This window comes from Streptomyces sp. Sge12 (genome assembly GCF_002080455.1).
Lineage (GTDB): Bacteria > Actinomycetota > Actinomycetes > Streptomycetales > Streptomycetaceae > Streptomyces.
Genome location: NZ_CP020555.1, coordinates 2,412,011 through 2,437,150 on the forward strand (window position 1 = coordinate 2,412,011; position 25,140 = coordinate 2,437,150).

Annotated in this window: 19 protein-coding genes and 1 pseudogene; 7 read left to right on the forward strand and 13 right to left on the reverse strand. The window is 66.9% G+C overall.

Annotated features, from left to right (window positions below):
* Positions 1-34: 34 nt before the first annotated feature.
* The 3 genes from pyrH to rpsB all read right to left on the reverse strand — a co-directional run bounded on the left by pyrH (position 35) and on the right by rpsB (position 2,830).
* Positions 35-814 carry a UMP kinase gene (pyrH, locus tag B6R96_RS10345; RefSeq protein WP_030386390.1) on the reverse strand — a complete coding sequence of 260 codons (780 nt, stop codon included), beginning with the start codon at positions 812-814 and terminating at the stop codon, positions 35-37.
* 162 nt (positions 815-976) lie between these two features.
* Positions 977-1,813, reverse strand: a complete 837-nt coding sequence (gene tsf / locus B6R96_RS10350) for a translation elongation factor Ts (RefSeq protein ID WP_030718538.1) — start codon at positions 1,811-1,813, stop codon at positions 977-979.
* A 135-nt stretch (positions 1,814-1,948) separates the two neighbouring features.
* A complete protein-coding gene (rpsB, locus tag B6R96_RS10355; RefSeq protein ID WP_053177486.1) occupies positions 1,949-2,830 on the reverse strand; it encodes a 30S ribosomal protein S2 in 882 nt (293 codons plus the stop codon).
* Between the two features lie 251 nt (positions 2,831-3,081).
* On the opposite strand from rpsB, the gene B6R96_RS10360 reads away from it, so the two are divergent.
* Positions 3,082-3,564 carry a M23 family metallopeptidase gene (locus tag B6R96_RS10360; RefSeq protein WP_081522317.1) on the forward strand — a complete coding sequence of 161 codons (483 nt, stop codon included), beginning with the start codon at positions 3,082-3,084 and terminating at the stop codon, positions 3,562-3,564.
* A 33-nt stretch (positions 3,565-3,597) separates the two neighbouring features.
* Here B6R96_RS10360 and B6R96_RS10365 read toward each other — a convergent pair whose 3' ends face one another.
* The 4 genes from B6R96_RS10365 to B6R96_RS10380 all read right to left on the reverse strand — a co-directional run bounded on the left by B6R96_RS10365 (position 3,598) and on the right by B6R96_RS10380 (position 7,916).
* Complete coding sequence (locus tag B6R96_RS10365; RefSeq protein WP_030386394.1) at positions 3,598-4,155, reverse strand: TetR/AcrR family transcriptional regulator; 558 nt, start codon at positions 4,153-4,155, stop codon at positions 3,598-3,600.
* A 52-nt stretch (positions 4,156-4,207) separates the two neighbouring features.
* Positions 4,208-5,044: an RNA polymerase sigma factor WhiG gene (gene whiG / locus B6R96_RS10370; RefSeq protein ID WP_030386395.1), complete on the reverse strand. Its 837-nt coding sequence runs from the start codon at positions 5,042-5,044 to the stop codon at positions 4,208-4,210.
* Positions 5,045-5,253: 209 nt separating this feature from the next.
* Positions 5,254-6,429: a DNA-processing protein DprA gene (gene dprA / locus B6R96_RS10375; protein ID WP_081522318.1), complete on the reverse strand. Its 1,176-nt coding sequence runs from the start codon at positions 6,427-6,429 to the stop codon at positions 5,254-5,256.
* Positions 6,426-7,916 (reverse strand): YifB family Mg chelatase-like AAA ATPase, encoded by a 1,491-nt coding sequence (locus tag B6R96_RS10380; RefSeq protein ID WP_081522319.1) that lies wholly within the window; start codon positions 7,914-7,916, stop codon positions 6,426-6,428. The genes dprA and B6R96_RS10380 overlap by 4 nt, the downstream gene beginning before the upstream one ends.
* Before the next feature lie 34 nt (positions 7,917-7,950).
* On the opposite strand from B6R96_RS10380, the gene B6R96_RS10385 reads away from it, so the two are divergent.
* The 4 genes from B6R96_RS10385 (at position 7,951) to B6R96_RS10400 (ending at position 13,758) form a co-directional block, all read left to right on the forward strand.
* Positions 7,951-9,480, forward strand: a complete 1,530-nt coding sequence (locus B6R96_RS10385; RefSeq protein ID WP_081525057.1) for a site-specific integrase — start codon at positions 7,951-7,953, stop codon at positions 9,478-9,480.
* A 77-nt stretch (positions 9,481-9,557) separates the two neighbouring features.
* Positions 9,558-11,210: a hypothetical protein gene (locus B6R96_RS10390; RefSeq protein ID WP_237291393.1), complete on the forward strand. Its 1,653-nt coding sequence runs from the start codon at positions 9,558-9,560 to the stop codon at positions 11,208-11,210.
* A complete protein-coding gene (locus B6R96_RS10395; protein ID WP_081522321.1) occupies positions 11,207-13,345 on the forward strand; it encodes an integrase in 2,139 nt (712 codons plus the stop codon). Before B6R96_RS10390 ends, B6R96_RS10395 begins: the two co-directional genes overlap by 4 nt.
* A complete protein-coding gene (locus tag B6R96_RS10400) occupies positions 13,342-13,758 on the forward strand; it encodes a hypothetical protein (protein WP_081522322.1) in 417 nt (138 codons plus the stop codon). The genes B6R96_RS10395 and B6R96_RS10400 overlap by 4 nt, the downstream gene beginning before the upstream one ends.
* A gap of 156 nt (positions 13,759-13,914) precedes the next feature.
* Here the strand turns inward: B6R96_RS10400 and B6R96_RS10405 are convergent.
* A pseudogene (locus tag B6R96_RS10405) lies at positions 13,915-14,245 on the reverse strand (DUF5713 family protein).
* Between the two features lie 756 nt (positions 14,246-15,001).
* Here B6R96_RS10405 and B6R96_RS10415 point away from each other — a divergent pair.
* Positions 15,002-15,265, forward strand: a complete 264-nt coding sequence (locus B6R96_RS10415) for a helix-turn-helix transcriptional regulator (RefSeq protein WP_081522324.1) — start codon at positions 15,002-15,004, stop codon at positions 15,263-15,265.
* A gap of 231 nt (positions 15,266-15,496) precedes the next feature.
* Positions 15,497-16,966 (forward strand): UvrD-helicase domain-containing protein, encoded by a 1,470-nt coding sequence (locus tag B6R96_RS10420; protein WP_081522325.1) that lies wholly within the window; start codon positions 15,497-15,499, stop codon positions 16,964-16,966.
* Positions 16,967-17,181: 215 nt separating this feature from the next.
* Here the strand turns inward: B6R96_RS10420 and B6R96_RS10425 are convergent, their stop codons facing one another.
* The 5 genes from B6R96_RS10425 to B6R96_RS10445 all read right to left on the reverse strand — a co-directional run bounded on the left by B6R96_RS10425 (position 17,182) and on the right by B6R96_RS10445 (position 24,639).
* Positions 17,182-18,840 carry an ATP-dependent helicase gene (locus B6R96_RS10425; RefSeq protein ID WP_081522326.1) on the reverse strand — a complete coding sequence of 553 codons (1,659 nt, stop codon included), beginning with the start codon at positions 18,838-18,840 and terminating at the stop codon, positions 17,182-17,184.
* Complete coding sequence (locus tag B6R96_RS10430; RefSeq protein ID WP_081522327.1) at positions 18,837-20,771, reverse strand: ATP-dependent nuclease; 1,935 nt, start codon at positions 20,769-20,771, stop codon at positions 18,837-18,839. Before B6R96_RS10430 ends, B6R96_RS10425 begins: the two co-directional genes overlap by 4 nt.
* Before the next feature lie 502 nt (positions 20,772-21,273).
* On the reverse strand, positions 21,274-23,106 hold the full coding sequence (locus B6R96_RS10435) for an ATP-binding protein (RefSeq protein WP_081522328.1): 1,833 nt from the start codon (positions 23,104-23,106) through the stop codon (positions 21,274-21,276).
* Entirely contained in the window at positions 23,099-23,572 is a 474-nt protein-coding gene (locus B6R96_RS10440) for an ABC-three component system middle component 2 (protein ID WP_081522329.1), read from the reverse strand. Before B6R96_RS10440 ends, B6R96_RS10435 begins: the two co-directional genes overlap by 8 nt.
* Positions 23,572-24,639: an ABC-three component system protein gene (locus B6R96_RS10445; RefSeq protein ID WP_081522330.1), complete on the reverse strand. Its 1,068-nt coding sequence runs from the start codon at positions 24,637-24,639 to the stop codon at positions 23,572-23,574. Before B6R96_RS10445 ends, B6R96_RS10440 begins: the two co-directional genes overlap by 1 nt.
* Between the last annotated feature and the right edge of the window lie 501 nt (positions 24,640-25,140).

Consider the following 25,140-nt stretch of genomic DNA (forward strand, 5'->3'; position numbering starts at 1 on the left):
CGGTGCGGGGCCCGCTGGTCCGGAAGCGGACTGCTCAGGCCCGGGTTTCCTGGTCGCTCACGAGCGTCCCGATCTTCTCACCCTTGACGGCGCGGGCGATATTGCCCTCGGCAAGCAGCTCGAACACGAGGATCGGCAGCTTGTTGTCGCGGCAGAGCGTGATGGCGGTGGCGTCGGCGACCTTGAGGTCGCGGGAGAGGACCTCGCTGTATTCCAGCGCGTCGAACTTCACCGCGTCCGGGTTCTTCTTGGGGTCGGAGTCGTAGACCCCGTCGACACCGTTCTTGCCCATGAGCAGGGCCTCGGCGTCGATCTCCAGGGCACGCTGGGCGGCCGTGGTGTCGGTGGAGAAGTAGGGCATGCCCATGCCGGCGCCGAAGATGACGACGCGGCCCTTCTCCAGGTGCCGGACGGCACGCAGCGGGATGTACGGCTCCGCGACCTGGCCCATGGTGATGGCGGTCTGCACGCGGGAGTCGATGCCCTCCTTCTCCAGGAAGTCCTGGAGCGCGAGGCAGTTCATGACGGTTCCGAGCATGCCCATGTAGTCGGACCGGGCCCGGTCCATGCCGCGCTGCTGGAGTTCGGCGCCGCGGAAGAAGTTGCCGCCGCCGATCACGACGGCGATCTCCGCGCCGTCGCGGACCACCGCGGCGATCTCGCGCGCGATGGCGTGGACGACGTCGGGGTCGACGCCCAGTCCTCCGCCACCGGAGAAGGCCTCGCCCGACAGCTTCAGCATGAAGCGGCGGCCCTTCTTGTCCTGGTCGCTCTTGTGGTCGGATGCGGTGTGGGGGTCCACGCCCTGATTCATGGAGATCTCCTCGTGCACATACGAAGAAGGCCATTGCCGGTGGGTCCTTGCGGTTCCCTCTACGGCAATGGCCTCCTCGTCAGATCTGCGGTCGCCTCGCGCAAGCGCGGACGACTGCCTCAGACCCTACCGGGGTCCGGTGTCCGTCGCGTACGGACGGACTCAGATGCCGACCTTGATGCGGGTGAAGCGCTTCAGGGTGACACCGGCCTCGTCCAGAACCTTCTGGACGGACTTCTTGTTGTCCAGGGCGTACGCCTGGCCGAGCAGCGTGGCGTCCTTGAAGAAGCCGTTGACGCGACCCTCGACGATCTTCGCGATGGCAGCCTCGGGCTTGCCCTCCGCGCGGGTGACCTCTTCGGCGATGCGACGCTCGGACTCGACCTTCTCGGCCGGGACGTCCTCGGCGGACAGCCACTGCGGGGCGAACGCGGCGATGTGCTGCGCGACGCCGCGGGCGACCTCGGCGTTCTCCTTGTCGAGCTCGACCAGGACGCCGATCTGGAACGGCAGGTCGGGCATCGTGCGGTGCATGTACGCGGTCACGTAGCCGCCGGTGAACTGCGCGAAGCGGTCCAGGACGATCTTCTCGCCGAGGTTGGCGTTGGCCTCGTCGACGAAAGCGGTGACGGTCTTGCCGGGCTCGATCTCGGAGGCGAGCAGCGCCTCGATGTCGGCCGGGGAGGTGGCGGCCACGTGGGCGGCCAGCTGGTTGGCGACGGCCAGGAACTTCTCGCCCTTGGCGACGAAGTCGGTCTCGCACTTCAGCTCGACGATGACACCGGAGGTGTTGTCGTCGGCGATGAGGGAGACGACCGCACCGTTCTCGGCAGAACGGCCCTCGCGCTTGGCGACGCCCTTCTGACCCTTGATGCGGAGCGCTTCCTGGGCCTTGTCGACGTCGCCGTCGGCGTCCACGAGCGCGTTCTTGCAGTCCAGCATGCCGGCGCCGGTGAGCTCGCGGAGCTTCTTGACGTCAGCGGCGGTGTAGTTCGCCATGAGTCTGTGATTCTCTCTCGAAGTCGTAGATCTACGGGTGAACGGCGGAGGCGCCGCGCCTGAGGCGCGGCTCCCCCGCCGTCATCGTCCGTGCTGCGAGTGCCCGGCGCGTGAACACCGGGCGCTCTCAGTGGGTCAGGCCTGCTCGGCGTCGGCGGCCGGGGCCTCGACAGCCTCGGCGGCCGGGGCCTCGGCGACAGCCTCGGCAGCCGGGGCGGCCTCGGTCTCGTCGGCCTTCTTGTCACCCTCGAGCAGGTCGCGCTCCCACTCGGCGAGCGGCTCGGCGGCGGCCTTCTCGCCCGGCTTCGAGTCGCCGGTCGCAGCGCCGGAGCGGGCGATGAGGCCCTCGGCGACGGCGTCGGCGATCACGCGGGTGAGCAGGGTGACGGAACGGATCGCGTCGTCGTTGCCCGGGATCTTGTAGTCGACCTCGTCGGGGTCGCAGTTGGTGTCGAGGATCGCGACGACCGGGATGTGGAGCTTGCGCGCCTCACCGACGGCGATGTGCTCCTTCTTGGTGTCGACGATCCAGACGGCGCTGGGAACCTTCGACATCTCGCGGATACCACCGAGGGTCTTCTCCAGCTTGGTCTTCTCGCGGGAGAGGACCAGGAGCTCCTTCTTGGTGAGACCCGAGGCGGCGACGTCCTCGAAGTCGATCGCCTCAAGCTCCTTCAGACGCTGAAGGCGCTTGTAGACGGTGGAGAAGTTGGTGAGCATGCCACCCAGCCACCGCTGGTTGACGTACGGCATACCAACGCGCGTCGCCTGCTCGGCGATGGCCTCCTGGGCCTGCTTCTTGGTACCGACGAACATGATGGAGCCACCGTGCGCGACGGTCTCCTTCACGAACTCGTAGGCGCGGTCGATGTACGACAGCGACTGCAGCAGGTCGATGATGTAGATGCCGTTGCGCTCCGTGAAGATGAAGCGCTTCATCTTCGGGTTCCAACGGCGGGTCTGGTGACCGAAGTGGACGCCGCTCTCCAGCAGCTCCCGCATCGTGACGACGGCCATGGCCATCTCCTTGTTTTCTCGGTTTGGTTCCTGACGCCCCACCGCGCCCTGCCCCCATGAGGGGACCGAGAGACGCTGTCACCTGGCTGTTTCAGCCTGGCGCCGGGGCGTGCGAAGTCGACCCGGTGACCCGGATCGCCACAAGAAGTGTACGGGACCCGGCGGTATGCCGGGTGACGCCGCTGTCCACAGCGGCCCGGTCGTCCACAGGCCCGGGCAGCGGCCGGGGCGGGCGCGGGACGCTGTGGCCCATGACGACCTTGCTGCTCAGCCTGCTCCTGGCCCTGGCCCCGTCGGCCGTTCCGGGGGTCCGCCCGCTGCCCGCGCCGCTGTCGGTGGCCCGCTGGTGGGACCCGCCGCCGACGCCGTACGCGGCCGGGCACCGCGGCGTGGACCTGTCGGCGCCGGTGGGCGCGCAGATCCGGGCGGTCGCGTCCGGCCGGGTCCACCACGCCGGCCCCGTCGCCGGCCGCGGGGTCCTCTCGCTGGCCCTGCCGAACGGCCTGCGCACGACGTACGAGCCGGTCCGGCCCCTGGTCGCGGAGGGCGAGCAGGTCAGTGCGGGCCAGGTGGTGGCGGTCCTGATGGAGGGCTCGCACTGCCCGGCGCCGTGTCTGCACTGGGGCCTGCTGGCGGGCGAGACCTACCTCAACCCCCTGGCCCTCCTGCCCCGCCCGACCCCGCGCCTCCTGCCGGACGGACACCCGGCGGATTCCGGCCCCGCCGGCGGGTGAGGTGCGGGCTCCGGAAGTCGGGCCCCGGGGGCCTCAGCCCCGGACGCCCCGCAGGGCCATGGCGACGGCGGCCTCCGTCACGACGGCGGGATCCTCCGCGGCGCCGAGCTCGATCCGGCGGACGGCCGCATCCACGACGCCCTGCAGCAGCATCGCGGCCAGCCTCGGCTCGGCCTGTCCCAACCCGCTCAACGCCTCGACGATCATGGCCACCAGCCCTCCGTGGGCCGCACGGATCTTCTCCCGCGCGCCCGCGTCCAGCTCGCTGGCCGAGATGGCCACCACCGCGCGGTGGCGGCGGTCCCCCACCAGCACCAACTGGCTCCGCACGTACGCCTCGATCTTCGCTTCCGGCGACTGCGCCTGCTCCATCGCCGCCTCGATCTCGGCGGCCCATACGGGGAAGTCCACGGCGCACAGCTCTTCGACCACGGCGGCGCGGGAGCGGAAGTACTCGTACACGGAGGACCGGGCCAGGCCGGTCCGCTCCGCGAGGGCGGGGAAGGTCAGCGCCTCCGTCCCGCCTTCGGACAGCAGGGAACGCGCAGCGTCCAAGAGGGCGCCGCGCTGCATCGACCGGTGCTCGGCCACGGAGGCCGCTCGAATCCTGGGCACGCATCCACTCTACGGAGGTACCGCAAGCTCACCTCCCCACATCCGCCAACTTCGCGCGCAGTTGCAGAACGGACTTGGTGTGGATCTGGCTGACCCGGCTCTCGGTGACGCCCAGGACGTTGCCGATCTCGGCGAGCGTGAGGCCTTCGTAGTAGTAGAGGGTCACCACGGTCTTCTCCCGCTCGGGCAGGGTGTTGATGGCCCGTGCCAGGAGGCGCCGCAGTTCACGGTCCTCGGCCACCGCCACCGGGTTGTCGGCGGCGGTGTCCTCCAGGGTGTCCATCAGGGAGAGGCGGTCGCCGCCCTCCCCGCCGACGTGCAGGAGCTCCTCCAGGGCGACCACATTGGCCAGCGACAGCTGGCTGAAGACGGTGTGGAGGTCCTCCACCCCGATCCCCATCTCCCCGGCGACCTCGCTCTCCGTGGGGGTGCGCCGCAGCTGGGCCTCCAGCGTGGCGTAGGCCCGCTCCACGGCGCGCGCCTTCTGCCGGACCGAGCGGGGGATCCAGTCCAGTGCCCGCAGCTCGTCGATCATCGCGCCGCGGATCCGGGTGATCGCGTAGGTCTCGAACTTGATCGACCGGTCGATGTCGAACTTCTCGATGGCGTCGATCAGCCCGAAGACCCCGGAGGAGACGAAGTCGGCCTGCTCCACATTGGGCGGCAGGCCCACGCTGACGCGGCCGGCGACGTACTTGACCAGCGGCGAGTAGTGCAGGATCAGCTGCTCCCGCAGCCGCTCGTCACCCGACTCCTTGTACGAGCGCCACAGCACCTCCAGGGACGAGGGCGCGGTGGACCGCACGCCGCCGCGGGCAGCGGGGGGCACCGCAGCGCGGTCGGACCCTGAGGTGTGCTGGGGCATGCTTCGCCTTTGCCGGAGCCGGATTCCTTGGGAGCGTAGCGTGACGAGATAGTCGCGGTGCGCGAAGAGTACGGGATGGCGCGGGGCCCGATGGGCGCCCCGACTCGCGCGGACGACCCGGGACCGGCGCCTGGCGCTCGGTCCCGGTGACCGCCACCGGGAAGACCGCGTCTCTCATCGCTTTCACTCTTTCACCGGAACACCCCAGGTCAACGACCGCCTCGCCGGGTACCGCCGGTTTGTGTGCCTCCTCCAGCCGTTTGTCTGCTCAACTGCCAGCCGTCGCCCTGCCGTTCGACGAACCCCAGAGAGTGAAGTTCGTACAGTCTGCCGATGACTTCATCTGCGCCGGTGCCGGAGGCAAGTGCCAACTCGCCCACGTCCGCCGGGCGGGCGGCCGGCAGCGCTTCGAGCACGCGGGCGGTGTCCGGGTCCAGCAGGTCCCGGGCGAGCACCGGGCCGCGCCGCTCGGGAGCCAGCTCGCCCATGGCCCCGACCAGCTCGACCACCTCGGCCGCGTCGGTGACGAGCACGGCCTCACCGCGCAGCAGCTCGTGCACCCCGGCGGAGAGTCCGCTGGTGGCGGGCCCGGGGACGCCCATCGTGAACCGCCCGAGGCGCTGTGCCCGCCGGGCCGTGACCAGGGAGCCGCTGCGGTGCGCGGCCTCGACGACGACCGTGCCCCGGGTGAGGGCGGCGATGACGCGGTTGCGCAGGACGAACCGGCTGGGGGTCGGATGGCTGCCCGGTGGCAACTCCCCCACGATCAGCCCCTGCCCGGCGATCCGGCCGAGGAGCCCGGCGTGTCCGCGCGGGTAGGCGACGTCCACTCCGCAGGCGAGCACCGCCGCGGTCGCGCCGCCCGAGGCGAGGGCGCCCCGGTGGGCGGCGCCGTCGATCCCGAAGGCGGCGCCGGAGACCACGACCCAGCCCCGTTCGGCGAGCCCGGCGGCCAGGGTCTGCGCCATGTGCGCGCCGTACGGGGTGCAGGCGCGGGCCCCGACCACGGAGACCGAACGCAGGGCCCAGGTACGCAGGTTCGACCGGCCCCGCAGCCACAGCCCGACGGGCCGTTCGTCGCCGAGGTCGTCGAGCTGGGTCGGCCACTCGGCCGACCCCGGGAACACGAACCGGCCGCCCGCCGCGGCGGCCAGTGAGAGGTCCCGCTCGGGGTCGGCCAGTATGGCCCGTCTGCGGTATCCGGCGAGCCGCTCCGGTCCCACGCCCGACGGCGTGCCCGGTTCGGCCCCGGGGTCGGTGAGCAGCCGCATCAGCCCCACCGCGCCGAACTCCCGCAGCCACCGCCCGCCGTGTGCGTCCCCGGGCTCCAGCACCCGGGTGAGCGCGGCCCGCGCCAGCAGTTCCGCGTCCCCGGCGCCGGTCATGTTCCGGCCCCCGGCAGCGACATCGCCCCGCGGGCGATCCCGGTCCGCAGCTCCAGTGCCACGGCGACGTCCAGCGCGTCGGGCCGGTCCCGCGCGCGCAGGTCGGCCACGGTCCAGGCGACCCGCAGCACCCGGTCCAGCCCGCGCGCGGTGAGCAGCCCCCGTTCCAGATCGCGTTCGGCGGGGGCCAGCGCCCCCGGGCCGGCCTGCCACCGGGTGCGCAGTTCCTGCCCGGGCACTTCGGAGTTGAGCCGCCAGGGCGTGTCGGCGAGCCTGGCCGCGGCGCGTTCCCGGGCCTCCCGCACCCGGTCTGCGACCACGGCGGTGGATTCCCCGCGGCCGCCCTGCCCCAGCAGGTCGCCGCGGGTCACGGGCTCGACCTCGACCCTCAGGTCCACCCGGTCGAGCAACGGCCCGGACAGGCGCGCCTGGTAACGCCGGATCACCGAGGGCGGGCACTCGCAGCCGGCTCCGTGCAGGGTGTGCCGTCCGCACGGGCACGGGTTCGCGGCGAGCACCATCAGGAATCTGGCGGGCAGCCTCACCACTCCGGCGGCGCGGGCGATGACCACGTGTCCCGATTCGAGGGGCTGGCGCAGCGCGTCCAGGGCCCGGCTGTGGAACTCGGCGGCCTCGTCGAGGAAGAGCACGCCGCGGTGGGCCAGGGAGACCGCCCCGGGCCTCGGGATCCCGGTCCCGCCGCCCACGAGGGACTGCATGGTGGCCGAATGGTGCGGCGCGCAGTACGGGGGCCTTGCGACCAGCGGTTCGCCGGGCGGCAGGATTCCCGCGACCGAGTGGACGGCCGTGACTTCCACGGAGTCCTGGCGGGTGAGCGGCGGCAGCAGCCAGGGCAGCCGCTCGGCCAGCATGGTCTTGCCCGCTCCGGGCGGTCCGCTGAGGAAGAGGTGGTGTCCTCCGGCGGCCGCGACCTCCAGGGCGCGGCGGGCGGTGTGCTGTCCGGCCACGTCGGCGAGGTCGGGGAAGCCGCCGCCGTCCTCCCGCCCGGGACGGGCGCGGGCCAGCCCCGTCCCCAGACCCGCCCCCGGGACGAGCAGCCCGGCGAGCATCGGATCGGGCCGGCCCGGCGGGTCGCCGGGCTCCTCCTCGGGGACCTCGCCGCCGGTGAGGACCGCGATCAGCCGGCGCAGGCTGCGTACGCCGAGCACCGAGACGTCCGGGACGAGGGCGGCCTCGGCGGCGCACTGCTGAGGGACCACCACCTGCCGGTAGCCGGCCTCCGCGGCGGCGAGGACGGCGGGCAGGATCCCCCGGACCGGGCGCACCCGGCCGTCCAGCCCCAGCTCGCCGATCAGGACGAGGTCGGCGATCAGGCCCGGGTCCACCACCTCGGCGGCCCCGAGCACTGCCGCCGCGACGGCCAGGTCGAAACCCGCACCGGATTTGGGTACGGAGGCCGGGCTCAGCCCGACCGTGAGCTTCTTCTGCGGCCAGGCCGCGCCCGAGTTTTGTACTTCCCTGATGATGTCATCTGTTCAAACACGTACAGAGGAGCTCAGGTTGAGCGAGTGGCACGTGGTATGGGTTCCAGATCCAGGGCACTGGGGGACGCAGCCCGCAGACGGTAGCTTCGGGGTACATGATCTGCCCGGGGCAGTGGCCCGCATCGGCCTGAGGCCGGGCGATCCGGTGTACATCAGGCCCGACGGCATCGTGGACCTCGATCTCTTGAATCTCGTACGGTCCACAGTTTTCCGGAACCTGGAACGGGAGACGAAGAGGAATTATGCGACGGACTACCGGCTACTGCTGAACTATCTGTCCTCGCGTGGGCTGTCGTGGAGGGAAGCGACGCCGCGGGTTTTGGAGGATTACAGAGACTGGCGGTGCGATGCCCCGGAGAATCCCGTCCGGATTAGCGGTACAAAGTGGAACCGCGAGGCTGCGGCGTTCACGAAACTGTTCAAGTGGGGCAAGGTCTATCCCCTGCCGGTGGATGTCTCGCGAAGTGAGGACCGGGCGGCGGACTCGGTCAGCTCGCGGGTGTCGTGGGGGACCCCTCGAACCTGGGGCTTGTGGTCTGACATCGGGTTGCGCGGTCACACTCGCGCCGGTGTCGCGGCGCCGATGTGGGAATCACGGACTGAGCTGCGGAACACGAGCTTCGTGCAGCTGCTCTTGAGCTCGGGCCTGCGGCGGCAAGAAGGCGGTTCGCTGCTCGTCTTCGAGCTGCCAGCTCAGCGCCTGCGCCATGGCCGTTACATGCATGGCCGCATCGCAGGCGCGGTGACAAGGTCGAAGAACAGCCGGACGTACTACGCGTCAGTTGATTCCGTCGGCCAGGTCGAGGCATACGTCGAATCGGAGCGGGCCTGGGTGGTGCAACGCGCCCAAGAGGCCGGCCGTTATGAGCGCCTGCCGACGATGCGGCTGGTCACAGGGGTGACGCATGGCCTGAAACCGAAGGTCGAGTGGGTGGATTCGGACGGCGTTGTCGGTGGTCAGGAGCTCAGCCGTATGGGGTGGCGTGAGCGTCAGTGGTTGTTCATTGATGGACCGGAGGGGCCGGAGCCGGCGTGGTTGTGGCTGACGGAACAGGGTCTGCCGATGGCCCCGGACCGATGGAACGGTGTTTTCCGGATGGCCAATCTGCGCTGCGAGGAGACCCTTCTGACGGAGGGAGAGCGGAAGGTCCGGCGACAGTTCAGGCTGGCCGAGGTACAGGGCAAGACCCCGTACGTGACGCCTCACTCCTGCCGGCACTCGATGGCGCTCTACATGCTGATCTTGCTGAACGAGCTGTTCGAGAAGCGCTACGGGCTCACCGAGAAGGACCGGCGGGACTTCGCCCTGCTGTTCGGCGACCCGTGGTGGCTGGTCAAGACGTTGCTGGGGCATGCGGACGTCGAGACTACAAAGCGGCACTACCTCGCGCCGGTCGCGCATCTACAGCTCGAGTCGATCCTCGCTGCTGCAGAGACCACTGATGAGGGCGAGGGTGTCGATGATCTGGATGGCGTGTTCGCCCGGCTGGCCCGGGAGACCGCGGGCATCCAGGACATCGACCTGCTCCTTGGGGCAGTGTCGTGAGCAGGCGGGGGCACAGGGCCCAGCCACCGCCTCCCAACCATCGTGTCGAGTCGGCCCTGGCCCCAGGGTCTGTAGTCGTGACGGTCACCAACAAGGCCGGTCAGAGAGCGGAGTACGACTTCGGCGGCCTTCAGGTGGCTGGGCCAATGCAGCGGTCGCTGGCCGCAGCTTTCGCCGCACAGTCTCGCAACTGGACGAGTCACCGGACAGCGCAAACCTGTTGGAACAAGCTCGGGGTGTTCGCTCAGTTCATCGGCTCGTTGGAATGCCCGCCCGACGACCTTGACGGTCTGACGGGCGCCGCGCTGCAGAGCTGGCGGGACAAGCACATTGACACAAACAGCGGCAAAGGCCTGCTCAGCGCAGTACGGGCCCTGCTGCGGCAGGATCCGCGGCTGGCTGTCGGGCCGGCGGCTGAAGAACTGGCCCGCCGGATTCCAGCGCCGGCACCCAGTAGACAGTCTTACCAGCAGGCCGAACGGGAGCAGGTGGTACTGACCGCTCGGCGCCAGTTCCGCGCGGCCCTTCTCCGAATCAGTGAGAACACTCGACTGCTGGAGGAGTGGCGGGCGGGTCATCTTGTTGCAGGCAGCCGTGAGTGGAAGATCGGGAAGATTCTCGATCACACTGCCCGCACGGGGGACGTGCCGCGCACGGCCTATCCGGGCGGGCAGGTCCACGTGACCCATCGCAAGCTGCTGGGGGGCAACCGTTCGGAGAAGACCTGGGGCCGATTGTTCCTCGACCGTTCAGAGCTCACGGCGCTAGCAGTCTTGCTGACCGACCGGTTCGGATGGAATCTGTCCCAGTACGACCGCATGCCAGTGCCGACTGCGGCGCCGTCGGCCGGTGAGGCAACCTCGGTGACCTACCAGATTCAGGTCGAAAAGCACCGAGCCGGTAAAGGGCGGTGGTTCTCCACCGAGAACGTGACCGATTCAGGGGCAGACTCCCCCGGGAGGCTGGTTACCCAGGCTCTGATAGCCACGGCTCACGGCCGCGCCCTCGCCAACACGCTGGTGCCGGGGACTGACCTGCTGATGGTCGCTCGAAGCCACCGACCCGAGAAAAAGCATAGGGACTTGGACCGGCCCGCCTCGCTAGGCCCCCTGGACTTCGGGATCCCGGATGATCTGGCGTCGTGGTGGGCGCGCGGCCAGGGGCTGGGCGGGTCGCCGTTCCAGCGGGCTCGCCGAACCACGGTGACCCGTGCGGGCCGCCCCTTGCAGCACACGCAGGGCACCCACGAGAGCATCTACGTTCTGCCCGACCCGCAGGTTCAGGAGACCTCTCGTGGTGTCTTCGAAGCTGGTGCTCTGGATGCTCTGGCTCAAGCCCGTTCCACTGCCTTCGGCGGGAAAATCGCGGACTCGCCGGACCCGAGCCATCAAGAGACGGCAACAGCGGACTGCGAGGACGAGGACTCCAGTCCTTGGCCAGCTCCCGAGGGCGGTTGCGGGGCAGACTTTCTGCTCTGTCTGGCCTGTCCAAACGCCCATGTCCACCCTGGGCATCACCCACGGCTCGCGTACCTGCACCAGCAGATCCTGAGTCTGCGGTCCGTTACGGACGATCGCAGGTTCCATGAGCGCTGGGGCGATCACGTGCTCCGGCTGGAGAACCTGCGCGACAAGATCGGTCTGACCGCCTGGACGGCAGACCCCGGCCGGGTCAACGACAACGACCGCACGATTGTCCGGCTTCTGCTGAAGGAAGACCTCGCGCCATGACCAGCCTTGCCGAAGCCGACCCCTACGTCCTGCCCCTGCCCGGACTGGAAAGCCCAGCAATCCTGCCGCAGTGGATCAAGCCAGGCAATGTGCACACCAATGCCCGCTACGGCGCAGCCGTCTGGCCGCTGGCCCCGCTCATCGACAATCCCGGTACCAGGCTGTTCACGATCTACTGGAGGGGCTGCCCGGCGCCCTTCCTCGATCAGGTCAAACTTGTCGCCTGGACGATGATCAACGGCCGGCTCCGGCCGACCTACCTCAAGGACCGCGGGGTCCGTGCCCGAGGCAGAACGTCCGCCGCGGATATGCGGGACACCTGCTACGAGTGGCTGAGGCTGGCGTGCTGGATGCACAAACGCCGCATCACGAGCCTCGACGCCTGCACCGAGGATGTGTGGCGCGCCTATATATCCGAGCGCTTGGCCGACGGCGTGAACCGTGACAGTGCGGAAAGGATCTGCGCGCGCTTGACGGATCTCTGGGCATTCGATCAGCTCAGTGCCAGCCCTGCGGGCATCACCCGGCCTCCCTGGGAGGAGGAGGGGGTTGACGACTACCTGCCCTCGGCTGATGGCTCACGCGCAGAGAACAGCACGGAACCGCTCGACCCGAAGGTCCTCGGCCCCCTGTTGGTCTGGGCGATCCGGTTTGTTGACGACTTCGCCGACGACATCCTCGCGTCCTGGCAGGCGCGTGAGCGCCTGCTCGCCACGGCCGCGAACAACGAGGCCAGCCCAGAGGGCTTGGCAGCCCTCGCCCAGCTTCTGCTTCCTGCGGCCCGGTCAGACGAGCCGCTTCCCTCCGTGCAGATGCACGGCCGGCGCAGTCTGGCGCGCACATACGTGGCCGCCCTCACCGGTGCGAGCCTGAGCCAGGTCGACCGGTTCAACGAGCGGCATCGCCTTTCGGAGCTGGCGGACGCACGGCCGGGTCCCTGTCCTTTGCCGGTGCCGGTTACTGGGCAGATCAACGGGAATCCCTGGCGCGAGCACATCGACTTCGACGAGGCCGGCGAGCTCATGCGGCACCTCGGCACCGCAGCGGTGATCATCTGCCTCTACCTCACAGGAATGCGTCCGCAGGAAGTGCAGGGTCTGCGGTCTGGCTGCTGCCCTGACCCGGAGCCTGCCGCCGACGGCACGCCCGGTCGTCACCTGATCCGCAGCCATCATTACAAGAACGTCACCGACGATGACGGCAACCACATCTCAGCAGGCGAGGAACGGGAAGTTCCATGGGTTGCCATCACGCCCGTCGTTCACTCCATCCGTGTCCTCGAACGCATGGTGCCCCCGGGGGAAATGCTGCTGAGCTCCTCCCACCACGACCACATCTACCGGCGCAGCCTTCACGGAGTACTGAAAGGTTCGTCATTGAGGGACCGGATTGAAGACTTCGTGGCATGGGCGAACCACGAGGCGAACGTCCACGACTTGCCCGGCCAGGTCATCCCCGAAGATCCGCACGGAGCCATCGGGATGGGACGGTTCAGGAGGACTCTGGCCTGGCATATTGCCCGCCGCCCGGGCGGGTTGATCGCGCTGGCGATTCAGTACGGGCACATGCGCACTGTCCTGGACGCCCGCACGTCCAGTGCCTACGGATCCCGTAGCCGGGGCGGCGTCCATAGCGTTCTCGACGTCGAAACTGCGCTGGCTGCCGCAGACACCGCCGCTCACCTGCGCGACCGTCTCGCCGACGGAGAGAAGATCTCTGGCCCCGCCGCCCGCCGGGCCATCACCGCTGCTGCCTCGACCCCTCGGTTCGAAGGGCGGATCGTCCCTCGCACGTTCGCAAAGAAGGCGGCCAAGTTCCTGGCCCGTGACGGTGTCGTGCTCTACGACAATCCGGACGCGTTTCTGATCTGCGCGTTCAAGCATGACAACGCACTCTGTGAGCCCGAACCGGACGCCACTGCACCGAGGCAGTACGCCTGTCAGACAGGCTGCGGAAACAGCGTCCGCACCGATGGCCATGCCCGTGGTATGCGGGAACGGGCGGATGAGATCGACCAGTTGGCTTCCGCATTGCCCGCGAAGATCGCCAGGCGTCTTCGGCGCAACGCCGAGAACCTCCGCGTCGCCGCCGACGCACACGACGCCACCGCCCAGAGCCCCGAGGACCTCGCATGAACCCACAGCACCACGACGAACGCACCCGCATTCGCGAGGCAATGAACCGGCTTCTTGCCGGACAGGCCACCGCTTCCAACGGCGGCCTCACCGCCACCGCACTCGCGGTAGAAGCGGGCGTCCACCGCATGGCACTGCTCAAGCGCCACGTCGACCTGAAGAATGAGTTCTACCAGCGAGTCAGCACCGAAACCCAGCAGGTGCCAGAGCCGGAGCAGCGACTGCGGGAGACAGTCGCCAAGCTCAAAAAGACCCTCAAGAACAAGGAGAAGGAACTTACAGAGCTGCGTCAGCTGGTGACCAATCTGACGCTGGCCAACGCCGTCCTCACCCATCAGCAGCATGCACCACAGCCGTCGCCGGACCTCCTAGCTGCGGACAACGTCATCCCGTTCCGCCCGCTCGACTCTTGATGCTCCCTCCGCCGCGGTGCGGCCAGACGGCGTGGAGCCAAGCTACGTGGCCTGGGCCGGCTGGCTGGCTCCGCTTTCGACCGCACGGCGACCAGCACTGCCTGATCGCAGTTCTCAACGAATGGCTTTGAACGGAGGTGGCCTTCGCGTCTTCGTTCACCAGTCCCGGCCGGCGGTCAGAACCTCCGCATCCGCGTCCGTGAACCCGTATGCCGGCGCGGCGAAACAGAACTCGTCGCAGATCCACTCGCGCGCGACCGTCTCGATCCCGCTTCCGGCCGCGACGAACTCCCTGTCCACGAGGTTGAACTCCTCCGTCGCAGCCTGGGTGAGCCCATACAGGGTTCCCAGTTCCGACGGCTGCCCGGCCTCAATCCGCTCACACAACCGCAGCAGGATCATCTTCCCCCTGTCGACCACCTGATTAGGGAAGTACGGGCGGCCGCAGGAACGCGTGTCCCGCTACCTGCTGGCTTGTGGTCGGCATGGTGCCCTCCTACCTCCGCGTTGAACTGACGCGCCGATCATGCACAGCACCACTGACAACGACACCACCTCTGCAGGGCCGACCCCCCACGACCAGGACTTTCACAGCACGGCCTAGCACACCAGGGACGGAGCCGGTCTCAGAGCGCCTCCACCCACTCGACGGGCTCACACGTGAGGTCCGCAACCGCCTCACCCGCGGGCGCTCCCACATGACGCACGGCGGTCTCCTGCGGAAGTTCGGGAACGGCGGCGGCGCAGGGGATGGCGGCCGCGCACGAGGCGCAGGCATCTGCAAGATGCCAGGTGAGGCCTCGGTCCGCTCGGATCAGCAGGAGCCGTAGCACACCAGAACAGGGACCCTGGCGCCCGTGCCACCCACAAGCCCTTTCTCGGCACTGACAGGTACGCAGGTACGCCGGCAGCTGGGACTCGACGAGGTGCCCCACGAGATGCCGGCGGACCTGCACAGCCCCCTCGGCGCCCACGGCCACGACCGGCTGCGGGCAGGCACTACACGTCAGCACGGGCCGCCCGGTCGAACTGCCGATCGTGACGGTCCAGGCGCGTGCAGACATGGCGATGGACATCGGTCCCTCCAAACCGTGAGCAATCAGCCGCCGGCAATGCGTCCGGGCGGCTACGGGCGCGGACACCGTAGTGCAGACCCCTGCCCCGCCGGGGTCGGCCCGTACCGACATAAATAGGGCAGAGGTCTGCACTGCCAGGGCAGGGGTCTGCACCGTCGGATGGGTCCGTGACGATCATCCCGCCGCCGGAGCCTGACCCGACGGCACTCAGGCACTCGCTCGCTCGCCTGCGTGCGCAGCACGGTTGGAGCTATGACGAGCTCGCTGCCCGCAGCGGCCTCTCTCGCCGGACCCTGATCGAGATCGAACAGGGTCGCACGATCGGCACGCTTGCGACTTGGCACGCTCTCGCCCACTCCTTCTCCATCCCCCTGGGCGAGCTCCTGGATCCGCTGTGCTCGGGGCACGAGCCTCCAGCGGCCGGCGGCTGAGCACGGCCAGCCGTTGGCCACCCGAACGTGGTGGCGCTCTCGTACGCGCGTGCTGTATTCGGATTCTTGTCGCCATCGTGTCACCACATCGGGCGGACCGGGCGGCGCGTACGCAAGACACGGGCGGATACGTTGGCACTTTTTGACTCCGGCACCTGCCCAGGGTGCGGCCCTTCCCCTGCACCCACATGCCTGTGGCGCGGGCTTCGAGCTTCCGGAGAGATCTGTTCCATGCCCTTTCCCGCTACCGATGAACAAGCCGCTGCCCTGGAGGCGTTCCGCAGCGGTGGCCATCTCGCCATCCAGGCGGGGGCAGGCACAGGCAAAACGTCCACGCTTGCCTTCCTCACGGAACAGATGCCGCTGCAGCGTGGGCGATACCTTGCCTTCAACCGGGCTATCGCCCTGGACGCCGCCGCCCGCTTCCCCTCGGCGGTCCAATGCAAGACGGCCCACTCACTGGCCTACGCCGCGCTCGGCCACCGCTTCCGAGGCCGCCTGAATGCTCCTAGGCGGCCCGGCTGGCAGATTGGGCAGGACCTAGGCCTTAGCACCCCAGCCGACATCGGCCCGGTGGGGTTGCTGCCAGCCACGCTGTCCAACGCCATGCTGCGGACGCTGACTCGCTTTTGCCAGTCGGCCGATATGCGACTGGCCAACCATCACGTTCCGCAGCTGCGGGGCCTGGACGACGATGATCATGCGGAACTGGCCGATCTGATTCTGCCGTACGCGGCGAAGGCATGGGCTGATCTGCAGGACCCCTATGGTGGCGCGGTCCGTTTCGAGCACGACCACTACCTGAAGATGTGGGCTTTGACCGAGCCGGTGCTGCACGGCGACTTCCTCTTGCTGGACGAAGCCCAGGACACTAACCCTGTCCTTGAGCAAATCGTTCTGGCCCAGCAGGAGCACACTCAGATTGTCATGGTCGGTGACTCGGCGCAGGCCATCTACGGCTGGCGCGGTGCTCGGGATGTGATGGCACGGTTCACCGGCCACCACCTCACGCTCACGCGGTCCTTTCGCTTCGGCCCCGCGCTCGCCATCGAGGCCAACCGCTGGCTCGCCCTCAGCAACGCTCCTATCCGGCTAACCGGGACGCCTGACATTCCCACCACGATCGGACCCCGTGCCGGGTACCCAAATGCGATCCTGTGCAGGACCAACATCGGTGCGATGACTGAGGTTCTCGCACTCGTGGCCGCAGGGACCGCAACGGCACTAGTCGGCGGCGGTGACTCGCTGCGTGCCCTGGCACGGGCCGCCCGCGACCTCCTCCAAGGACGCCGCACCCATCACCCCGAACTCGTGCTGTTCACCAACTGGCCATCACTACGCGACTTTGCCGAGTACGACCCCGCCGGAAGCGATCTCCAGCCGTTCGCCAACCTCGTCGACGAGCACGGCCCCGAAGCTATCCTTCAGGCCGTCGACCAGCTCGTTCCCGAAGACGCGGCCGAGGTCACCGTCTCCACTGCCCACAAGGCCAAGGGTCGGGAATGGGCCCGGGTTCGCATCGCAGCCGATTTCACGCCGCCTGCCGACAGCGATACGGTCAGCGCCCAAGATCACCCCTTTCCCAAACCCGTCGATGAGGCAGAGGCCCGCTTGGCGTACGTCGCCGTCACTCGGGCGCGCCACCACCTGGACCCCATCGGTCTGACCTGGATCAGCCGGCACCCCTACACCCTTGCCTGAACCCGACCGGCCCCGATACTCGCCACAGCCGACTTACTTGCTCCTGAACCATGGCGCCTGGGTCCGGGACTAATGTTCCTGACAGGCGGCTCCGAAATGGATCGCTAGGCGATCGAGCTTTTCCGGTCGAGCAAGTGGACTGAAGAAATATACGTGGGGTAGCGCGCCGATCCGGACAGAATTTCCAACACTAATCCGAAAGCACGAGATCTAACTTACCCCTCGTAGGCGAACTGCAAGAAGCCCTGATGAGGCGTACGCGACTCGCTCCAGACTTTAACGGGCTCTTCTGGCCTATCACGATGCCCAACATGGGTCAACACGAGATGTTGCTTAGCGCGAGAGATGGCAACGAAGAATGCGGATATCGCTGCAGTGGCATCACCCCAAAAGAGCTGCTCCTCGACCCCGAGCACAACCACCTTCTCGAACTCAAGACCCTTGCACTTGTGGATGGTCAAGAACCGGATGGCGTCCATCTCCGAAAGACGCCGGAGCGCTTGGACGGCATCCCCGTCAACGGCAAGCTCCCGGTCGAATGCGTCAAGCGCTTGCTCGATCACATCGTCGAGCCAGGTACCCTGCTGGTACCCGGTTGACAACGCGGTCAGTGTCGGCCGCGACACCAGTTGCAGAAACTCGTGGACAAGGATCCTCCACGCCGCGGGGTCTGTTTCCTTGAACGTAGGGTCACGTACTACCGCTTGAGCCTCGCTGAGCATCCGCTTCAACTGGCCGTCGAAGTGTGATGCCTCGTCGTCGGGCCTGTTCGATCGACTAGTGATCCGCATGAGTTCGACGTACGCCTCGGGCTGCTTTCCGCCGGCGATCACTCGAATAAAGTTGAAAACGAGCGCAGCTGCTGGCTCCGCCGTGAGGTCCTGGCTGTCTTGTTCGTTACGAAAAGGGATGCCTCGAGCCGCGAGTGCAAGGCCGAGGTCGGCAGCGACCAGGTGTGGCTGCTGGCGCACCAGAATGGCGATCTCGCTTGGTGGCGTCCCTTCGTGGAGCCAGCTGTCAACGAGCTGCGCGACGGCTTGCGCCTCTTCCTGCCCAGTTGCGAAGGGCAGCACTTCGATGACGCCTTCGTCTCCTGTCAGCTCCTCGTAGGGACTGACTGCTCCCGGGTCCATACGAGCGATCATTCGGTTCTGCATCCGTCGCAGCCGGGGGGCGGAACGGAAATTCTGGTACAGCGGCAGCGGTTGGGCCGAAAAGTCGGCGGCGAAGGTTTGCAGCACTCCGTCCAGTGCGCCTGCCCAAGCCATGATTCGCTGCTTGCTATCACCGACTGCAGTGAGGAAAGCCGTGGTCGGACCGAATGCCGCTTTAATCAATCGATACTGCTGGTCGGTGCAATCTTGAAACTCGTCGAGGAAGACATGGCTGTACGTCTGACGGATGCCCCCTCGGGCGTAAATGTTATTCTCGATAATCTCCAGCGCAAGGGGGACGAGGTCGCTGAAGGTGATCTGCTCGCGCGCGATCCGGATGGCAGGATCAATCCGATAGTCCGGGTTGAGTTCGTTATATCCGGTCAATGTGGGACGGTAATTATCAATCAATCGCTTGGCGAAGGCATGGAAGGTGAAGCTGTCGAACCTGGCTGCTAGCCGGGCGCCGGAGCGGCGGCGAACACGCTCGCGCAAATTGCGGGCGGCATCGACCTTGAACGAAACTGCCAGGATCCTACGCGGGTACGGGCAATTGCCGGTGCGCAATAGAAAGTCGGCCCGCTGAGCGAGCAGTTCGGTCTTCCCGGCCCCTGGTCCCGCGGAAACAACCACGTTCCTATCCGGCGTGGTGACGGCTGACAATGCATTGGGTTCGAGGACCAGGCCGTCGACGGTACGCCATTGGTCGGGGCGCATCATTCCGGCAGCTCCGCTAGTTTCCTTCGTACCTGCTCGACCAGCCGAACGAGTACGTCGGGTAGGTTCTTCAGCAGCTGCTGGTCATTCAGGTCTGCTAGAGCGGACAGGTGGGCGGCAGGCTTGCTTCCGAGATCGAAAATCCTGTGGTAATCAGCGAAGAGCTCGCGGATGTCGGCAGGGAGGCGGCCTTCGTTCGCGTGGCTCTTACCGAGTACAGCCACGATGGTGGTCTCATCCGGCTCGGTAGGACTGACGCCGTAGGCGTCTGGGTAAGCCGCCATCAACATCAGGTCAAGGTCGACTGGGTGCGAAAAGAAGACCCCTTGCTCCTCCAGCGCCTCCACAGGGCTGCGCCCGTTGAAGCGAGATTCCACGAGGGTTGGGAAATCGCAGTCGTCTTTCCACTTTGGGAGCTGGTCGATCTGGTCTTCTGTATAGGTCTCCGGGCGAACTGCGTTGATCTGTCTCAGCGCGTAGCGCACCCGCCCCCAGCCGGCCTGGTAGCGGCCAGCGTCGAGGTCAAGCAGCGTCACGTGCGGAATCTGCAGTTCGTTCAGAAGGCGCCAAAAGTGATTTACGTGCCGACCACCCAGGGGGACTACAGAAACGGATGCGTCGTCCTCCATGAGCCCGAAAGCCGTTAGGACACGAGGCAAAACAACCTGCTCACTATCGCCTTCACCGAGCACGACCAATCGAGAGAAGTACAGCTCGGGATAGGCCTCAACTGCCTCCCGGACGTACTTGGCGGCTGCCTCCTCCCCTTCAGGCAGGACGATGCGGTGGATTGTTGTCTCCCGGGCAGCGTTCAACCTGAGAAAGCAGACTGAGCGGGGATCGACACGACGGAGGAGCGTGGGCGCATGCGTGGCGATGAGGACCTGCATGTCCCCGTGTGTGCAGGCGCCCCGTAGTTGGCGGATGATTCGACCGAGATACTGCGGCGCAAGGCTGTTCTCGGGTTCCTCCAGCGCGATGATTGTATGCACGGGCGGGCGCAGACGGTCGGCGTCGATGGAGGGCTCCTCGCCATTGAGAACCCGCCGGGCAAGGGACTGCCACGCAAGCACGAGCGAGATGTACAGCAAGGATTTCTGTCCGTCGCTTAGCCGCTCATAAGGCAGTGGTGACCCACCGGGCGTCGGCGAGAAGGTCACGGTGAGTAGGCGCAAAATACTCTCTAGTTCGCCCCGCCCGAAAGCGATCGAGGGCTCCCTGAAGTACGCGCCGCGGTGCAGCCCGTGCCACTCGTCAGCTAGTCGAGCACCGATGCTCGCTACTGTGGCGTTCTCGCCCAGCGATGAGGTGATCTGAGCAGTAAGGCCGCTCAGCGTCTCGCGCTCGGCAGTCCAGTCAGTGGCTCGCATGACGCGCCCGATGAGCGATGCCGTCGTGTACGAGACATGATCGGCGGGGTCGCGACGGGCCGGAAGGTAGTGCACCTCAATATGCCCACGGTCATACCGAGACAAGTCTGATCGGCGAGTCGGCTCACCTGAATCATCCGACTCCAGCACGTACTCGATCTTCTCGTCGACGACACCGTCTGCCGCCAGCAATGCCGTCAATCGGATACGGGTTCTCGGAATCCCGTCGGCGGAGGCGATCGCCATATGCGAGAAATTTGGTGGAACCGATGCGTGATCCTTATCAGCTCCCGCTTCCGGGAATTCGACATCCACCTCTAGCCACAGTACCGGGTCCTCCACTTGCGAATCTGCTACGGATTCGCCGGCGCGCACATGGAAATCCTCATGGCGAATCTTACGCTGCGCCTCCAGCGGGCTGAATAGCCGCGACAGCGCCTCGAGGACAGTGGTTTTACCGGCGCCGTTGGGGCCGAGGACGTACATCAGGTCTTCGAGATCGATTTCCGTCGGCCCCAGGCCAAATGACTGGAAGTTACTCAGCCGCAACTTCGTAATCTTCATCGACTCCGCCCTCCCCGCCGACTCCTGCGCATCACTTTACGCAGCAGTGACCACCTGCACCATGCAAAGGGCGAAATCCATGCGTACTTCGGCACCCGGCGGTCGGACGGTGCGATCCGCGACACACAGCAGGTGATCACGCTGTGTTGTTGTGGCGGCGGCTGTGGCCGCTCGCCGAAGTTCGCTCAACGTGCCGCCGAGAGGGCGAGGCAGCCGTTGGTGAGGCCTCCCATCCCCGTAGCAACGGAGCCGTGGAGGCTTGAGCCGCGGGCGACGGCCTCCTGTCCGATGCGAGGCCCCGAACCAGGGCTGCTGCTCCCATGAACGTGTCGCTCGGCGGTTGCCAGCTATCTCTCCGGCGTGGTGGTAGGCAGGTGCACGTCACAGCTTCGCGGCGATGAGGGCACATAGTGTTCCGCCGATCCACGTCAGGGCCGGCCGATCAGCACGGTAGGGGCATGCCGGTCATCTGACGCTTCACCACCCGCTGGCTCGGTGCGGCTCAGGTCCGGTTGGCGGCGTTGGGACGTGCGGGGATGAAGCCAGGACGTGCGCCGCTGCCACTGAAAGTGACGATCCGTCCATGCTCAAGAACGTCAGGGGGCGGTGCCGCGTTCTCGACGACGATGGCTTGGCCAGGGAAGGTCAGGAACGAGCGGTAGAAATGGTCAATCACGTTGGGAGGGATACGGTCGGCGTCAAAGTCCGGCTCTTTGTATGTCACCAGGGGCGAGTCCAATACAAGGAAGCCGAGATGCGGGAGTCTGCGGTCCAGGCAGAAGCGGGCCAGGGCAATGGAGAAGGCGGCATGCAGCAGAGCGCGCATGCCCCGACCATGGCCGGCGCGCGTCGTTCCACCTGCGCTGACATCCCCGCTGTAGGGGTCGTAGCCAGCGCCTTCCACGTCGGGGATCCGCCAAGAATCCAGGGTGCGTTGGAAGAGCTCGTCGAACGAGGACAGAATCCTGCCCGCGATCAGGGATTCCCGCCGCTTAGACGGCAGAGCGCCCTGAGCCACCAGCTGTGAGCGGTGCTCTTCCAGTTCATCGAGCCGGGCCCGCAGTTCCAGGTCGCGTTCGACACGCAGGCGCTCGTTGACAGTGTCCTGCAGCGCGTCTCGGAGAGGGGCCAGTCGCACTTCGATCTGTGCCAGGGACTGGTCGGCCTCAGCAGCCTGCACTCTCAGGGCGGTGCGGCGTTCCTTCAGCTCGTCGCGCTGGTCCTCCAGCCCCTCAATGGTTAGCAGTAGGTCGGCAAGAAGGGAGTGTGTCTTTGCGGACTCGACGAGCACGGCCTCGTGTAACTGGGTGGTCTCATGATGGCCGTGCAAGGCCTGCTGATGTTCAGGGTCCGCTCCGCAGAAGACGCAGCGGCCGACCTGGAAGTAGCCCAGCAGATTGCCCGCCTCGCTGACCATCTCCAGCCGAGCGAGGTCAGTCTCATACTGCTGGCGCAGGGTGTCGAATCGTCCCAGCAGGTCGAGTACCTCACCCAGGCGTGCCTCAAGCTCTGCGTCTGTCTCGGCCAGGTGTGCGCGGGCGGCGACGGCGCGGGCCTGTTGCTCGGATTCGCCGGCGAGCGAGCGGGCCATGTCGTTGAGGCTGTCCTCTAGCCGAGCCAGTTGATCTCGCAGCTCGTCGGGGGTCTGGTCTCGGGAGATTTTGGCGTGCAGGTCCAGGGCCAGCGAATCGATCAGATTGATCTTGCCCCGCTGAACGCGGCGTTGAGCTGCATTGGGGAGTTTGGCCGCCGGGGGCTCGTCCTCGCCGGTCAGCATCAGTTTCATGACCGAGCGTGCGGTGGTCCGGGCTGCGGTGCCGCGGGTGCGCTGCGAGGGCGGACTCGGATCGATCATGCGGGTGTCGGTGACCACACTGAGGTGGGTCAGGTCGGCAAGTTTGAGCAGTTCGGTGTTGCCTCCCTCGTTGGTACGAACGTACGTGTCATCCAGTCCCAGCTCGCTGAGCAGATAGTGCGAGATGTCACGACGACTGCGGATCATGCGCGCCGAGACGATCGCGTCTGGGGTGGCGTGGGACAGCTCCCTCAGGTCGTCCTGGTGTACGTGAATGCTCTTGCCACCGGGCCTGCGTACCAGCGTGAGAGGCCTGCCGTCGGGAAGCAGCAGGCCGAGCAGGATCTGTCCGTATCCTTCGGCGCGCGGGATTGAGGGACGGACATGACCGCCGAGCATGTAGTCGATGGAGTCGACCAGGAAGGTCTTGCCCGTATTGGAGGAGCCGTAGATCACCGTGAACTTGGGGTCGAACTCCACTGTGGCCGTCGGCAGGCCAGCACCGGCGTACGTCAAATGGGTCAGGGTGAAGTTAGCCACGGCCGACTCCCAGGTGCTGCATGTCGGTGGTGAATTCGTTGTGCCAACGGGTCGTGATGTCGCGTGTGGCCGCCACTGCGTCCGTGGTCGAGGCGAACTGCTCTACGGCCCACTGCGCGCGCCGACGCAGTTCGCCAACATACGGGGCCTCCAGAATGCCGACGAACCCCGAGCCGCGTGGGGTCGCCTGGTAGGTGATGCCGCTCTCGGTCGCCTCGACCGTGGCCAGGCCGGCACGCAGCAGGACCTCCAACCCTTCCTGCATCATCTGCCGCTTCATGCCGAGCTCACCTGGCTGGGCGGGTAGGCGGGGATGGAGGCTGGGCGGGCCGTCAAACTGGCTGCTGTGCAGCATGGCGTGGTCCAGGACCACCAGCCAGGAGAGGTCCAGTGGGTGAGGATGGCTGCGGGCTAGCAGGACCAACGTACGCATCCCCACTTCGACGGGACTGTTGAGCGGGTTCATCAGCAACCTCCTTTGCACCAGTGCAGCTTGTCGACGTTCGCCAGCTGGTGGCACATGCCCTGACGCTGGCTGTTACGGAACAGGTGCAGCAGGGGCGACCCGGTGAGGGTCATCTGCCCGGAGGCTTTGAGGACCTGTTGAAGGCGATCCCACCCGGAGGGGTAGTCGATCGCGGCCACCTCGATGAGGTTGGTCAGCACGTCGTCCTGTAGCTCCTCGTAGGTGTCCCCCGCGATGCTCTCTCGTGCATACATGCGGAGGGCCTCTGCGTCGAAGAACGCCACTCGCTGTCGCCCAAGATGCTCTCCCGAATCGGGGTGCTCGAAGGCGTGCTGCACGGTGGCGATGTCCTCGCCGAACCTCTCCTGGTAAACGTCCAGGAGCTGCTGGAGGTAGCGCGCTTCGCTGACCTGGGGCTCCAGAGGGGGAAGTAGTTTCCGGGGCTTGCCGGTAGGCGGCAGATTGAAACGGGACGCGAACAGCGGCGACTTGCTGTAGACCTCCAAGACCTCGTCCAGGTTCACGGTCCAGAACATCGAGAAGTCCGTGCTCTCCGCCAACGCCCGCACAGCCGCCCGGGTCTCTGAGGACAACGCAGCGACCGGCTTAGTCCGCCCGTCCATGTACGTGAGAAACCGGTCCTTCAACGCGGCCGGGGTGAGCACCATGTCCTTGAGCCGGGGATGGATCCTAGGCGCCACGAAGATGTACCTGGAGGGAAGCGTCCGGCTCGTCTCCAGCGCCGCCGCGAACGGTTTGATCATCTCGGGCAGCGCGTCGTCGAGCGTGAGGTCGTCGGTGTAGTGCTTGCACTGGTAGCAATGCCAGATTCCGTTCAGCCGCTGCTCGCTCATGAAGGCGACGACGTCGGCACCACGGTCGTTGGTCCCACCCAGGACTTCCACGCCGAGGTAGCCGAACTCGCCCCTGCGCATACGGACCCACTCGCAGGTGAACTGCTCCCACTGTTCCGGCGTCCAGTAGAAGACCTGCTGTAGGGGTGTCCGGGTGTCGAATTGGTTGTGCGGCACGACCGATGGTGGCGGCACATACTGCGAGACGGACACACCGTCCGTGCTGCTCTGGCCACCGCCCTGCGGTGATCCGTCCACCCCAACCCCCCGGTGCGCCGTTTCCCCAAATACACGCCGCTGCCCACTTCTACCATCAGAGATCGTCGTGGGACAGGGCGCCTGCACAGGAGCTCAGCGAGGGCTCCGGATTCGGCCGTTGGCGGCGTACCGGGAAGGCAAGCCGGTTGATCCCGTAACTGGCGCGGCCGCGGCCGCGCCCAAGCACACCTCCTCGCGTCGTCAGAAGCGCCGCCAGAAGCCCACCAGGCGTGCCGAGGCCATATGGAGCCCACGTGCCGCCAGGGGGCGGGCACAGGCCGCTTCCCCTCCACTCTTCAGCGCATCGGGATGGCTAACCCGGATGAGCGACCCAAAGCACACCCAGCAAGCCGCTCACCCCAGTACCTCTGGCTCCCCGCAGCAGGCGTGCGCGGGGTTTCTGAACACTTCAACTTGACGGGGAAAACCAGTTCTACGACCGGGTCCGCACGGAGG